This window comes from Pseudoalteromonas sp. C2R02 (genome assembly GCF_018860845.1).
Classification (GTDB): Bacteria; Pseudomonadota; Gammaproteobacteria; order Enterobacterales; family Alteromonadaceae; genus Pseudoalteromonas.
This window is the reverse complement of record NZ_JAHKQC010000013.1, coordinates 252,432-266,767: the sequence shown is the minus strand read 5'-3', so window position 1 is coordinate 266,767 and position 14,336 is coordinate 252,432. Positions and strand designations below refer to the sequence as shown.

15 protein-coding genes are annotated in these 14,336 nt (G+C 35.7%); 10 read left to right on the top strand and 5 right to left on the bottom strand.

All coding sequences use genetic code 11. The annotated features are described in order from the left end of the window. Positions 1-154: 154 nt before the first annotated feature. Positions 155-493 (top strand): hypothetical protein, encoded by a 339-nt coding sequence (locus tag KO527_RS04005; RefSeq protein ID WP_216039084.1) that lies wholly within the window; start codon positions 155-157, stop codon positions 491-493. Positions 494-549: 56 nt separating this feature from the next. Here KO527_RS04005 and bioA read toward each other — a convergent pair whose 3' ends face one another. Then, positions 550-1,842 carry an adenosylmethionine--8-amino-7-oxononanoate transaminase gene (gene bioA / locus KO527_RS04000; RefSeq protein ID WP_216039083.1) on the bottom strand — a complete coding sequence of 431 codons (1,293 nt, stop codon included), beginning with the start codon at positions 1,840-1,842 and terminating at the stop codon, positions 550-552. A gap of 96 nt (positions 1,843-1,938) precedes the next feature. Between bioA and bioB the strand changes: the two genes are divergently transcribed. The 6 genes from bioB to KO527_RS03970 all read left to right on the top strand — a co-directional run bounded on the left by bioB (position 1,939) and on the right by KO527_RS03970 (position 6,153). Continuing rightward, the gene (bioB, locus tag KO527_RS03995; protein ID WP_216039082.1) at positions 1,939-2,970 is read left to right on the top strand and encodes a biotin synthase BioB; all 1,032 of its coding nucleotides are present in this window, start codon (positions 1,939-1,941) and stop codon (positions 2,968-2,970) included. A gap of 75 nt (positions 2,971-3,045) precedes the next feature. Beyond that, positions 3,046-4,194 carry an 8-amino-7-oxononanoate synthase gene (locus KO527_RS03990; protein WP_216039081.1) on the top strand — a complete coding sequence of 383 codons (1,149 nt, stop codon included), beginning with the start codon at positions 3,046-3,048 and terminating at the stop codon, positions 4,192-4,194. After that, complete coding sequence (locus KO527_RS03985; RefSeq protein WP_216039080.1) at positions 4,191-4,973, top strand: methyltransferase domain-containing protein; 783 nt, start codon at positions 4,191-4,193, stop codon at positions 4,971-4,973. Before KO527_RS03990 ends, KO527_RS03985 begins: the two co-directional genes overlap by 4 nt. Before the next feature lie 15 nt (positions 4,974-4,988). Next, a complete protein-coding gene (gene bioD, locus KO527_RS03980) occupies positions 4,989-5,687 on the top strand; it encodes a dethiobiotin synthase (protein ID WP_216039079.1) in 699 nt (232 codons plus the stop codon). A 17-nt stretch (positions 5,688-5,704) separates the two neighbouring features. Further along, a complete protein-coding gene (locus tag KO527_RS03975) occupies positions 5,705-5,899 on the top strand; it encodes a YwbE family protein (protein WP_216039078.1) in 195 nt (64 codons plus the stop codon). A 74-nt stretch (positions 5,900-5,973) separates the two neighbouring features. Continuing rightward, positions 5,974-6,153 carry a hypothetical protein gene (locus KO527_RS03970; RefSeq protein WP_216039077.1) on the top strand — a complete coding sequence of 60 codons (180 nt, stop codon included), beginning with the start codon at positions 5,974-5,976 and terminating at the stop codon, positions 6,151-6,153. Positions 6,154-6,201: 48 nt separating this feature from the next. On the opposite strand, the gene KO527_RS03965 is transcribed toward KO527_RS03970, so the two are convergent. The 4 genes from KO527_RS03965 to KO527_RS03950 form a co-directional block, all read right to left on the bottom strand. After that, on the bottom strand, positions 6,202-8,259 hold the full coding sequence (locus KO527_RS03965) for a TonB-dependent receptor (protein ID WP_216039076.1): 2,058 nt from the start codon (positions 8,257-8,259) through the stop codon (positions 6,202-6,204). A gap of 100 nt (positions 8,260-8,359) precedes the next feature. Next, on the bottom strand, positions 8,360-8,776 hold the full coding sequence (locus KO527_RS03960; protein WP_216039075.1) for a SufE family protein: 417 nt from the start codon (positions 8,774-8,776) through the stop codon (positions 8,360-8,362). A gap of 15 nt (positions 8,777-8,791) precedes the next feature. Continuing rightward, complete coding sequence (locus KO527_RS03955) at positions 8,792-10,009, bottom strand: SufS family cysteine desulfurase (RefSeq protein WP_216039074.1); 1,218 nt, start codon at positions 10,007-10,009, stop codon at positions 8,792-8,794. Between the two features lie 136 nt (positions 10,010-10,145). Next, on the bottom strand, positions 10,146-11,432 hold the full coding sequence (locus KO527_RS03950) for a citrate synthase (protein WP_216039073.1): 1,287 nt from the start codon (positions 11,430-11,432) through the stop codon (positions 10,146-10,148). A gap of 417 nt (positions 11,433-11,849) precedes the next feature. Between KO527_RS03950 and sdhC the strand changes: the two genes are divergently transcribed. From sdhC to sdhA, 3 genes are read left to right on the top strand one after another with little or no spacing between them, the layout of a single operon-like run. Further along, on the top strand, positions 11,850-12,227 hold the full coding sequence (gene sdhC / locus KO527_RS03945; RefSeq protein WP_216039190.1) for a succinate dehydrogenase, cytochrome b556 subunit: 378 nt from the start codon (positions 11,850-11,852) through the stop codon (positions 12,225-12,227). Beyond that, the gene (gene sdhD, locus KO527_RS03940; RefSeq protein WP_216039191.1) at positions 12,218-12,565 is read left to right on the top strand and encodes a succinate dehydrogenase, hydrophobic membrane anchor protein; all 348 of its coding nucleotides are present in this window, start codon (positions 12,218-12,220) and stop codon (positions 12,563-12,565) included. The genes sdhC and sdhD overlap by 10 nt, the downstream gene beginning before the upstream one ends. After that, positions 12,566-14,335: a succinate dehydrogenase flavoprotein subunit gene (gene sdhA / locus KO527_RS03935; RefSeq protein ID WP_216039072.1), complete on the top strand. Its 1,770-nt coding sequence runs from the start codon at positions 12,566-12,568 to the stop codon at positions 14,333-14,335. Position 14,336: the final 1 nt, after the last annotated feature.

Sequence of the window (14,336 nt, the reverse complement as noted above, 5' to 3'; positions counted from 1 at the left end):
ACAGATGTAAATATAATTTTAATTTTTCAGGCGGCTATATTACCTGTGTAAAACAAATAAAAAAAGTACATTGGGCTATTTTAATCAGTATTTTATTGTATTAGATATTGATATATTAAATTAAAATTCAATATAAGAGATTTATGAGTTGCAAATGAAGCGAAGTAATAAACCTGATTTGATTACCAAGTTAATATTGGGACTCAATATATTATCTTGGTTAGCATTTGTGGCTGCTTTAATTATGTTTCATTATGCACGTCCAGAAATCGAATATGGTATTGTGAAATATTTTAGTTTAGAGGTTAGGGAAGCGTGGTTAGCGCAACCTAAAAATATACTAATGTCATTACTGTATGCATGCGCTGGTTTATCATTCGTTGGTATGATACTTGGTCGTATAAGAAGTAGAAGGCAAAGTGATAACCAAAGATATAATTTAATTCTGCTATTGTTAGTGAGCCTCGGGTTTATTTTAGTTTTAATATTGTGATGTAAAATAAACACTCAGCGTTAAGGTATCAATCAGAGTGTTTATTTTATGCTGAATTACCTATCTAATATGTTGAAAATAACCTCGGCTAGTTTTTTGATGTCACCCTCAGGGGTAATATAAGGCGGCATAAGGTATATTAACTTACCAAAAGGCCTGATCCAAACACCCTGTTCGATGCATTGTTTTTGAAACAGTGCAACGTCAACGATTTCATTCACCTCAACAACACCAATCGCTCCTAAAACCCGGACATTTTTTACAGCGTTTAATTGACTACATGGTAAGAGATATTGGGAGAGCCAAATATTGAGGTCAACTATTGTTTTTTTCCAATTAGTTGCAAGCAGTAAATCTATGCTGGCACATGCAACAGCACAGGCAAGTGGGTTACCCATAAAAGTAGGACCATGCATCATTACACCTGCAGCACCTTCACTAATTCCTTTTGCAATTTTATTACTGGTAAGTGTGGCTGAAAGTGTCATATAGCCGCCAGTAATTGCTTTACCTATGCACATGATGTCAGGGCTGATATTGGCATGTTCTACGGCAAACATTTTTCCAGTACGTCCAAAGCCTGTCGCAATTTCGTCACAGATCAATAAAACGTCATATTTATCACAAAGCTGTCGTAAACCGGCTAAATAATCAGGATGATAGAAATTCATACCTCCCGCATTTTGCACGACAGGCTCAATGATAAAAGCAGCCACTTCCTTATGATTATTAATGAAGTGTGTTTCTAATGTATCTAGCTCTGTATTGTCAAACTCTCCATCAAAAGGTGATATTGGTGCAGGAGAAAATATATGTTCAGGTAAAAAACCTTGATATAACGAATGCATAGAATTAATAGGATCGCATACGCTCATTGCCGCAAAAGTATCACCATGGTAGCCTTTAGCAACTGTCATAAGTTTGGTTTTATTTTCAACTCCCTGACTTTGCCAGTATTGCAATGCCATTTTTATTGCAACTTCAACCGATACAGAGCCACTGTCGGCTAAAAATACCTTAGTAAGTGGTTTTGGTGTGATTTCAACTAATTTTTTACATAAATTAACTGCTGGGGCATGGGTAATGCCACCAAACATAATATGGCTCATTTTAGAGACTTGGTGGTTAACAGCTTCATTTAATACACTATGGCTATAGCCGTGTATGGCACTCCACCAGGAAGCCATGCCATCTATAAGTTCTTCACCACTTTCTAAAGTAATTATATTTTTATTGGCTGAGACGACAGGGTAAACAGGTAAAGGCTCAGTCATTGAAGTATAAGGGTGCCAAATATGATTTTTATCAAATTCAATATCAATTTTATTTATTGTGTGTTTAGTGCTCACTTGTAAACCTTGCGATGTTTTTTAATGTTGACAATCAATCTATGCTCCGTAGACTAACCCATCAGTATGTAGTGAGACAATATAAAAGAGAATAATATGCAAGTACGTCATGACTGGACGCATCAACAAGTAAAAGCATTGTTTGAAATGCCATTTAACGATTTATTATTTCAAGCAGCGACGGTTCACCGTACAAACTTCAAACCTAATGAAGTTCAAATATCAACTTTATTATCAATTAAAACAGGTGCATGTCCTGAAGATTGTGCTTACTGTCCGCAGTCAGCGCGTCATAAAACAGATTTAGAAAAAGAAAGGCTACTTGAAGTTGAAAAAGTAGTAGAACAAGCCAAACTTGCTAAAGATAAAGGTGCGACACGTTTTTGTATGGGTGCAGCATGGTCTGATCCTAAAGATAGAGACATGCCTTACATTGAAAAAATGGTAAAAGAAGTTAAAGAATTAGGTCTAGAAACTTGTATGACTTTAGGTATGCTAACAAATGAAAAAGCGCATACTTTACGTGACGCAGGTTTAGATTATTACAACCATAATCTTGATACTTCTGAAGAGTTTTATGACCAAATAATTACAACACGTACATTTCAAGATAGATTAAATACCATAGATCACGTTCGTGATGCTGGCATGAAAGTATGTTCTGGCGGTATTGTTGGTATGGGTGAAAAAGCACAAGACCGCTACGGTCTTTTAATGCAACTTGCAAACCTTGAAAAGCAACCTGAAAGTGTACCGATAAACATGCTCGTAAAAGTAAAAGGCACACCGCTTGAAAATGTAGATGATTTAGATGATTTTGAATTTATCCGTACAATTGCTGCAGCACGTATTATGATGCCACATAGTTATGTACGTTTATCAGCGGGTCGCACAGAAATGAATCCGCAGATGCAGTCTATGTGTTTCTTTGCAGGTGCAAATTCTATTTTCTATGGTGCTAAATTATTAACAACAGAAAATCCTGCTGCCGATACTGATATGGAACTGTTGAAAAAATTAGGCATTAAGCCAGAGCAAAGACATGGGTGTTCTGATGAGGCACATGAAGCGACAATAAACAAAGCAATAGATGATAAAGCAACAGAGCATTTATTTTACCCTGCATAACCTAGTAGCTATTAAATAGGATTTAGTGTGTCATCTAAATCCTATTTTTAATGTTTTTGGTGCTTAAGGCTTTTTATGGCTTTTGAATATATATCTGAACAAATTAATCAGCGTAAACGACAGTCTTTGTTTCGTAAACGTTTTGCTATTCAATCCAGTAGCGATCGCTTTATAGAAGTTGGAAATCAGCAATACCTCAATTTTGCAAGTAATGATTATCTTTCAATTAATTCGTGTTTATCACAAACCTACAGCCAGACAAAATTAGGCAGTACAAGTTCCGCCTTGGTCACAGGTTTTCATCAAGAGCATGTTAATTTAGAAAGCTATTTATCTGAGCTTATGGGTTATGAGGCATGTTTATTGTTCAGTAGTGGCTTTAGTGCTAATGCAAGCGTATTAAAAACCTTAATGAGTCATGCTGATTCAGAGATATTTCAAGATAAACTTAACCATGCAAGTTTGATTGATGGTGGATTAGCTAGTAATGCAAAAATGTCACGTTTTAGACATAATGATTTAGCACACTTAACTCAAAAGCTAAAAAAATCGACAAGTCGAGATAAACTAATTGTGACTGAAGGCATATTTTCTATGGATGGCGATAGTGCTCCTTTGGCTGAGCTCAAAAAGTTAGCAGACAAATATCAGGCTTGGTTAATGGTAGATGATGCCCATGGTTTTGGTGTATTAGGTGATAATGGTTTAGGAAGTTGTGAACAGATCAAACCTGAGTTATTAATTGTAACCTTTGGCAAAGCTGTCGCAAGTTCTGGCGCGTGTATTTTATGTACTAATGAAGTCAAAGATTATTTATTACAATTTAATCGAGAATATATATTTTCAACAGCTATGCCACCATTAATGGCTAAAATGACACAAGATGCCATTATTCAACTGGTTAATGCTACAGAGCAAAGAAAGGCACTCAAACGCAATATACTTGAATTTAAACGGCAGTTTAATGAAAAATGTAGCCAGTTAAATATGCAGCTATTGGATTCATCTAGCCCGATCCAGCCAATTATTGTCAAAGACTCGCAATTAGCAGTCGATATATCAAATAAATTGAAACATGATAAAATTTGGCTAACAGCAATTAGACCACCAACAGTACCAAAAAATACCGCTAGGTTAAGAATAACAATTACAGCAGCGCATAAAGAAAATGATATCACGCATTTGATTAACTCGCTTGCTGGCGCATTTGAAAATAATATATGAGTCCAGTAAATCCACAGCAACAAAATAAATGTGCAACACAAAGAAAGTTTTCGCAAGCGGCTGTTAATTATCATGAACATGCTTGTGTTCAAAGCCAAAGTGCAAAAATATTATTAGCAGACATCCCGGATAATAACTTAGGTCTATGCCTTGATTTAGGTGCCGGGCCCGGCGTAAATACTAAAGTACTTAGCCAAAAATATGAGCAAGTTATTTCTCTTGATTTAAGTATATCTATGTTAGAAGAAATAAATACATTAAGCACAAAGCCTGCCTATAAAATATGTGCTGATATGGACTATCTACCTTTTAAAGCTAAGAGTTTTGATTCGGTATTTAGTAATTTTGCAACGCAATGGTCACAAAATTTACCTTTATTACTAAAAAATATAAATCGCGTTTTAAAGCCTGGTGCAAAGTTTTATTTAACGATTGTTTGTGATGGTACTTTAAAAGAAATAGCACACGCTTGGCAGGAGGTTGATCAGCAAAAACATATCAATGATTTTGTTAAACCTACTGACTTATTAAAATATATTAAACAAGCAAATTTTAAACTGCAAAGTTATCGTTTGAATTGTCATAAAGATAATTATAAAGATCCACTATCTGCGATAAAATCAATAAAAGAGATTGGTGCATCGAATATGGTACAAGCAAAAGTAAACAAAGGTTTGATGGGGAAAAATAGACTTAAAACTTTGCTTAATGCTTATCCAAAAAGTAACAATGGATTTGATGTAAGTTATCAAGTTGCTTATCTCACATTAGAAAAATAGTTAAGAGTAAACACTATGAATCATTATTTTATAACCGGAACTGATACCGATGTCGGTAAAACATTTATCACTAGTTTACTGATGAAGTTTATCAAGCAACATAAACACCAGGTTTTGGGCTTTAAGCCGATTGCTGCCGGCGCTGAATATGCATTTGATGAATTGGTAAATGAAGACGCACTGACCTTATTAGAAAGTGGCAATGTTTCAGTGCCATATAAGCTGATCAATCCATATATATATGAACAACCAATCGCACCACATATTGCTGCCAAGTTATCAAATGAAAAGATATCTGTCTCTGGGTTAAATTCAGCTTACTCAAAGATCAGTAAAGAAATTCATAAAGAGGGATATTTAATCACAGAAGGTGCGGGAGGTTGGGCATTGCCAATAAACGACGAAGAATATTTATATGATTGGGTGAAAGAAAAAGACATGCCAGTTATTTTAGTTGTTGGTCTAAAACTTGGGTGTTTAAATCATGCCTTACTAACCCAGGCACATATGAAAGCTTTAGGAGTAAATTGCATCGGTTGGGTTGCAAATCATATTGATCCGAATATGGATGAACAACAAGAAAATGTAGATGCACTTAAACAAAGACTGACTATGCCACTACTAGCAGTTGCACCATTTCATAATGAAGATTCGCATGCTAAACCTAAGCTACAAATTTATAAAGCGTTAAAAAACGTTTTGAATTTAGATTGATAATAAAGAGAATATAAATGAGTGGAACACAGCGATCAAACATAAAGCCAGGATTAGAAGTAAATATTGTTTTGAAACAAGATCAAAGAACAGGAAAATTAACCCAAGGTGTTGTTGAAAAATTATTAACAAACTCAGCAAATCACCCTCATGGTATAAAAGTAAGATTAGAGTCTGGTGAAGTAGGGCGAGTAAAAGAAATTATTAGTTAATTTTTTAGTTTTATACTGGACAAAATGAGGTTTTGAGCCATATTTAATATTCATTTATTTATAAGGATATTAAGATGACAGAACTGGAATTCAAAGATATAAACAGTATTACAAAAGAACTTATTGATAATAAATCGGCTGCTGAACACTTTGAACAATATGATAAACTGTTCAAAAATATGTTTGATAAAGCACAAAGTGAAACAGATGACGCTATGTGTGAAATTGCTAGGCTTAACAAATTAAGAGCCTAAAATAAAAAAGCTTATTGATTTCAATAAGCTTTTTTATTTAATACGGTTTTAAAAAGTGCCCCATACAGAGAGCTTTATTTCAGGCTCTCTCTTTCTTTTAGCAATTTGACTACCTTCAAAGTTACCTGAACGATCATCTTCATACATGAACCTTGAGCGTGTATATTCTCCAGTATTGAGATGTTCAACAAGTAATTGAACTTTAAGCCCATCAAAATAGGTTGTTTCAATAAATGCCTCAATACGGTTATTACCTTCAAAAGTATGAATTTCATCAACAAGATAGTAGGTATCGGTAAAGTGACTGATTAATTCGACACCCCAAGCAATTTTATGCTCAGTTAAATCTTGTCTGAACTCTATATTAAACTGCTCAGGAGTATAATCATTAATAATACGATCTTGATTGATAATAGAATCAAAGTATTCAGAACGGTTATACTCATATGAAATTTCAAGTAAACCGTTAGGGATGAAACTATCTAAAGGTAAATTAAGATCTGTTTCAAAACCCCAAAAAGTGGCATCACCTGCATTTCCTAAACCATGGCTTATATTACCGTTATCTGAGGGTAAAATAATGTATTCTAATATATCTGTATGCCATTCATAAAATAGGTTTACGGATAAACTGCCTTTCTCACTGAAGCCCCAATCAAGTTTTGTACTTAATTTGGTATATTGGTTTGGTGCTAGATTTGGATTTCCGGCTGTATTTCTATCATCAGTTGTATCAGTGCTTGCGGCAAAATCATTAAAATTAAGCTGACCTACATTGTGTTCAGCTTGTATATTGAGTTGTAAGTCATCATTAAAGCTGTAGTTAGCAGCAAGTCTTGGTTTTAAAAATTTAAAAGTTTGATCATTGGTTGCATCTCCGGATACTTCAATTTGTGAAATTTCACCCGTTAAGCCTCCCTCGATTGATAAATTTTCTGTTGCTGAATATACAAAAGTAACAAATGCTTCGCCTCTAAACTCTTCAACAACAACGTTTGCTGACTCGAGATTTTTCGGCTGATTATTTTCAGAATATTCAAGTTCGGTATCTAGTTTGTTATTGGCAATTTCAAAACCATACTCAGGTTTAAATCTATCAGTTCCTATTTTTCCATATGTATTTCTAAAAATATATTCAGTTTTTATTCTGTGTTGTTTAAATTGACTATTGTAGTTTTCATTTTGAGCAAAGTATTCTTGGTTAAAAGCATTCTCATAATTTTGATCTTTTACTACAGCTAATCCTAAAATATGCCATTTCCAATCATCATCATTACCTAACCAATCTATACCCAGTTCAAATTCTTTATTTGTATTATTTTCGTTTAAAAGCCAAAATTCATCGGGTTCATGTGTTAATGAATCGCTGTGAATGATATTTCTTGTAATATCACCTTGCCACTTTTCACCACCAATACGTCCATTTAATGTGAGTTTACCTGTGATGTATTCTTTAGCACCTTGACCATTTATATAAACCCAATTGTTTTTTTCATCTAAAATTTCATCTGCAGTTTTATTGAGGTGGTCATCATGACCTTTATCTTCAATGACTGCATCTCTATAACCCACCCAGCCTCCGATATCGGTATCGAATGCGGTATCCCATTGGCCTATTTGTGTTGTAATAGCGGCTTCTATATTAGGTCTTAAGTCTCCATCAGGTGCTCTTCTGGCTTTTAAAGCCCAAGTCCCTGAAGTAATATCTTTTTTTCTTATTATATTGGCTATGATCGATTGGCCTGCTACTTCACTGGAGCCTTTACCGCCACGGATTATTTCGATTTTTTCTACTTGATCTACGGGAATACGGATCAGAGCACCTCTTAGGCCACCAGATTTAGATGTAGGTCGTGACCCGTCAATTAAAACATTGCCTGCGTTACCACCAAAACCACGGTCATTTGAGCCTCCGTCGAACGAAAACCCAGGTAACCTATCTATCATATCGTAGGCATTTTGGGGGTGATATTGCATAAAAAATGAAGAAGGATAAGAAGATGAATTAACTAATACATTTGATTCATTCGCAACGGAATGCAAAGAAGGTAACATTAAGAGACTAATTAAACTTGTTTTTAGTTTAAATGGGACTTTTAAATTCATGAGGTTTTATAAACTACATAATTGAAACATATTTTACAATTGTAACTGATTTGTACATTCAGATTTGGGTAAAACTGTTTCAAATTATGTATAAATGATTTTATTTACTCATTAAGCGAGCTTGGCTTTGAATCGCATTTAAAATGGCTTTAATACCATTGCCTCTCGAAGGGCTTAAATGTTTTAAAAGAGACATGTCCTCGAACTCTTTATTTGCATCAATTGATATAATTTCAATGGGCGTTAAATCTGAATATAAATATAAAATAATGCTAACAAGCCCTTTTACAATTCTAGTATCAGAGTCTGCGATAATTAATAATTTGTTTTCTTCGTTATTAAAATCCATATATAGCCAGACATTACTCTCACAGCCATTAACTAATGCACTGTCTACTTTTAGTTCTGATGGTAATGCAGGTGATTTTTTACCTAGTAGCATTATTTCACGGTATTTTTCTTGCCAAGAACCTGCTTGTATTATTTTGTTTTTAAACTGTATATAGGATTCATTCATTTTCTTGGAGGCCTGTTAATCTAATAAAGAAAGACATTGTTTTAGATGAGTTATAAATTGTTGGATTTCGTTTTTCGTATTGTAAAAAGCGAGACTAATACGCACTGTGCCATCTATATTTAAGCTCTTCATTAAAGGTTGTGTGCAATGACTACCAACTCTAACTGCAATACCGTATTGATCTAACAAAGTTGCAATGTCAAATGGGTGCTCTTTTTTGTAATTAAAACTAATTGTGCCGATATTTTGTACTAGATCACCATATAACTCTATACCTGAAATATTTTCAAGTTGTTGCTGTAAATATACGAAAAGCTCATTTTCGTATGCTTTTTGTTCAGAAAAATCTATTTTGTTCATATAATCTATGGCACAACCAAATGCAATAACACCTGAAATATTTGGTGTTCCTGCTTCAAATTTTCCTGGAGCTTGAGCAAAAACTGTTTCTTCAAAACTGACAGATTTAATCATTTCTCCGCCAGTTTGATACACGGGTAACGCGTTTAGCTGTTCATATTTACCATATAAACCACCTAAACCTGTCGGTCCAAGGGCTTTATGGGCTGAAAAAACATAAAAGTCACAGTCGAGTGTTATCATATCTGGCCTGAGATGCATAAAAGCTTGCGCACCATCAATAACCGTCACTGTTTTATATTTTTTAGAATACTTAATTATATCTGTAATAGGTTGAATATTACCTAGCGCATTTGAAGCATGAGAAATGCTCAATATTTTTGGTTTATGAAGGTCAATAAGTTGCTGAGCTGTGTTTAGCTCTATAGCTTGAGATGACTCATCAAGAGGAATAACCTTTAAAATAGCGCCTGTATTGGCACATAATTGTTGCCAGGGAACAATATTAGCATGATGCTCTAAAGCACTGATCAAGATAACATCACCTGGTTTTAAGATGTTTGATAAACCATGAGCTAATAAATTTAGAGACTCTGTTGCGCCTTTAGTCCATACAATCTCTTTAGCTTGTGCATTAATAAAATTGGCTAGCTTATTACGTGAATTTTCATAGGCTATTGTCGCACGATCGCCTAAGGTGTGAATGCCTCTATGCACATTAGAATTAGAATTAGTATAAAAATGTTTAAGAGAATCTATAACTACTTGGGGTTTTTGACTGGTTGCACCAGAATCAAAATATATAAGAGGTTTTTCATTAACTATTTGTTTTAAGATAGGAAAATCATTTCTTATATTATCAATATCAAACATTTTATAAAATCAAACCGCAAAAGGAGGGCGGTATTTTAAAGGATTTGTAAAAAAAAAGCGAGGAGCATTACTGGTTTTGAGCGGAACAATAAATTAAGGTACATCTGGGATGTACCTTAATAATTTAAACTAATAATTATCTTTTATCAGTATCAGCGTAGTCACGTTTAGTATAACCAGTATACATTTGACGTGGACGACCAATTTTTTGACCTGGTTGAGATAACATCTCATCCCAATGTGAAATCCAACCAACAGTACGTGCCATCGCAAAGATAACAGTGAACATGCTTGTTGGGATACCGATTGCTTTTAAGATGATACCTGAGTAGAAATCTACGTTAGGGTAAAGTTTCTTTTCAATGAAGTAAGGGTCTTCTAAAGCAATTTTCTCTAGGCCCATCGCTACTTCTAGTAATGGATCTTGGATATTTAGCTCTTTTAAAACTTCATGACACGTTTGACGCATTACTGTTGCACGAGGATCGAAGTTTTTGTAAACACGATGACCAAAGCCCATTAGACGGAACGGGTCATTTTTATCTTTCGCTTTAGCAACATATTCTTCGATGCGATCAGCTGTACCGATTTCTTCAAGCATAGTTAAACATGCTTCATTTGCACCACCATGAGCTGGACCCCAAAGTGAAGCAACACCAGCAGCAATACATGCATACGGGTTAGCACCAGAAGAACCAGCGATACGTACTGTAGAAGTTGATGCATTTTGTTCGTGATCAGCATGAAGCATAAAGATACGGTCCATTGCTTTTGCAAGAACTGGGCTAACTTTGTATTCTTCAGCAGGTACAGAGAACATCATATGTAAGAAGTTTTCTGCGTAGCTTAGGTCGTTTTTAGGGTAAACAAATGGTTGGCCAATTGTGTACTTGTATGCCATCGCTGAAATAGTTGGTAATTTAGCAACTAATTTTACAGCACTACGTTTACGTTGCTCTGGATCAGTAATGTCTAAATCATCGTGATAGAATGAAGATAAAGCACCAACGACACCACATAGCATTGCCATTGGGTGAGCATCTACGCGGAAGCCTTGGAAAAATGCACCGATTTTTTCGTGCATCATTGTATTTGTTGTGATTTCGTTTTCAAAGCTATCCATCTGCTCTTTGCTTGGTAACTCGCCTTCTAAAAGCAAGTAACAAAGTTCTAGGTAGTTTGATTGTTCAGCAAGTTGATCAATTGGGTAACCACGGTGTAATAGCACACCTTTAGCGCCGTCGATGAAAGTGATAGCTGATTCACAAGAACCTGTAGACATGAAGCCTGGGTCATATGTGAAATGGTTGTGAGCACCTAATGAGCGTACGTCGATTACATCTTGACCAGCTGTGCCTGAATAAATTGGTAAATCAATTGGTTCTTGGCCATCGATATGAAGTACTGCTTTTTTGTCTGCCATCTAAATCATCTCCTGTTATAACAAATCAATTGTTATGATTTTAAGTCTATTGTTAAGCAAATTAGCTCCATTTTAACGTATAAATGGGGATAAAAGTCAATATTAATGAAAATTAATGCAAAAAAGTATGATATCTATTCTGAAAAGATTAAATAGTATACTAAAGGCTAATTTGCAAGGCATTCTAATTAAACAAAAATTGTAAAATCTTCAGGGGGAATATATACTATGCGAGGTTTATTCAAATGCATTAAACCTACTGCGTCTGAAGTAAACGTGTAGTACCTATTTTGGCTCGTCACCATAATAGGTTTGTTTATTTTGATAGTTCCATTTAAATTTATTAAATCAAATAAAATTAGATGGGTGTATAAAAACAATAGTTGGGTCCTAAATGGGCCAGATGGGCAAGTAACTGTGAAAAAGCAAAGACCTGTAAATCTCGATCTATCGACTATTTCTATGCCAGCAACTGCTAAAGCGTCAATCTTACACCGTATCACCGGTGTTGCATTGTTTTTTGCTTTAACATTTGTAATTTGGGCTTGGTCAGAGTCTCTTTCATCACCAGAAGGTTTTGAATTCGTCAAGAGCCTATTTAGTGGGTTCGTTGCCAAATTCATTGCGTGGGGTACTGTCACAGTGTTGGCATATCACATCATTGGTGGTATCCGTCATATCATTATGGATATGGGGTACTGGGAAGAACTTGAATCAGGCAACAGCAGCGCAACAATCTCACTTGTTTTGTGGGCTGTAGCAGCAGTAATGGCAGGGGTATGGATATGGTTGTAAATCAAGCATCTCTAAAACGTAATGGCGTACAAGATTTTGTATCTTTACGTGCAACGGCATTAATATTAACGGCTTATTCGTTATTCATTATTGGTTATTTCTTAACAACTCCACAAGTCACTTTTGAGGCTTGGCAGGGATTATTTTCAAACTTAGCAGTTAAAGTTTTTACACTTGCTGCGTTAGTTAGCATGATGATCCATACACAAATTGGTTTATGGCAAGTACTTACTGATTACGTTAAATGTACAAAATTACGTTCAGTATTAGGCTTTATCTTAAACATGATGTCATTTGTGTATGTTGCAGTTGGTTTATTTGTATTGTGGGGTGTGTAAGTGAAATATTCTGTTCGTGAATTTGACTCGGTTGTAATTGGTGCTGGTGGTGCGGGTATGCGCGCAGCGCTTGCAATCACAGAATCAGGTAAAACGTGTGCATTAATTTCTAAAGTTTTCCCTACACGTTCTCATACAGTTTCTGCTCAAGGTGGTATCACGGTTGCTTTAGGTAACAGCCATGAAGATCATTGGGAACAGCACATGTACGATACAGTGAAAGGTTCTGATTTCATCGGTGACCAAGACGCTATCGAATACATGTGTAAAACTGGTCCAGAAGCAATTATCGAATTAGATAAGATGGGTCTACCTTTTTCTCGTTTTGAAAATGGTACTATCTATCAACGTCCATTCGGTGGCCAATCAAGAAATTTTGGTGGCGAACAAGCTGCACGTACTGCAGCTGCAGCTGACCGTACAGGTCATGCTTTACTTCATTGTTTATACCAGCAAAATGTTAAAAATAAAACAAACGTATTCTCTGAATGGTATGCACTTGATTTAGTTAAAAATCAAGAGGGTGCTGTTGTAGGTTGTACTGCGATTGATATTGAATCTGGCGAAGTTGTATTTTTCAAATCTCGTGCGACTGTGCTTGCTACAGGTGGTGCGGGTCGTATTTTTGCTTCTACGACTAATGCTCACATCAATACCGGTGATGGTGTTGGTATGTCACTTCGTGCTGGCATTCAAATGCAAGATATGGAAATGTGGCAGTTCCACCCAACTGGTATAGCCGGTGCAGGTGTACTTGTTACAGAAGGTTGTCGTGGAGAAGGTGGTTATCTTTTAAATAAAGATGGCGAACGCTTCATGGAACGTTATGCGCCAAACGCGAAAGATCTTGCTGGTCGTGATGTTGTTGCACGTTCAATGATGACTGAGATCCGTGAAGGTCGTGGTTGTGATGGTCCTTGGGGTCCACATATCAAACTTAAACTTGACCACTTAGGTCAAGAAACACTAGAAAAACGTTTACCAGGTGTATGTGATTTATCTCGTACATTCGCTCACGTTGATCCAGTTAAAGAACCAATTCCAGTAATTCCTACATGTCATTACCAAATGGGTGGTGTACCTTGTAACGTGAATGGTCAAGCTTTATCAATTGATCATAACGGCAACGAAACAATCGTTGATGGTTTATTTGCTGTAGGTGAAATTGCATGTGTATCTGTACACGGCGCAAACCGCTTAGGTGGTAACTCATTATTAGATTTAGTTGTATTTGGTCGTGCTGCAGGTAACTTCTTAGGTGAATACCTAAATGATACGCAATCTTCTGCACATTCAGATTCTGACGTTGAAGCTGCACTAGCACGCTTTAACCGTTGGGAAACTTCTAAGTCTGGTCAAGGCGAAGATCCAGTACAAATCAAAAAAGACCTACAGCAATGTATGCAATTAAACTTCTCGGTATTCCGTGAAGGTGATGCTATGGCGCAAGGTATGAAAGAGTTAACTGAAATTCGTGAGCGTTTACAACACGCACGTCTTGATGATAAATCAACAGAATTTAATACACAGCGTATTGAGTGTCTAGAATTAGATAACTTAATGGAAACTGCTTTCTGTTCAGCTAAAGCAGCTAATTTCCGTACTGAATCTCGTGGTGCACATGCGCGTCAAGATTTCACTGAACGTGATGATAAGAACTGGTTATGCCATTCTATCTATACACCTTCTACTGAAGAAATGACTAAACGTGATGTAAACATGGCACCAGTGCATCGCGAAGCTTTCCCACCTAAAGCACGTACTTACTAGG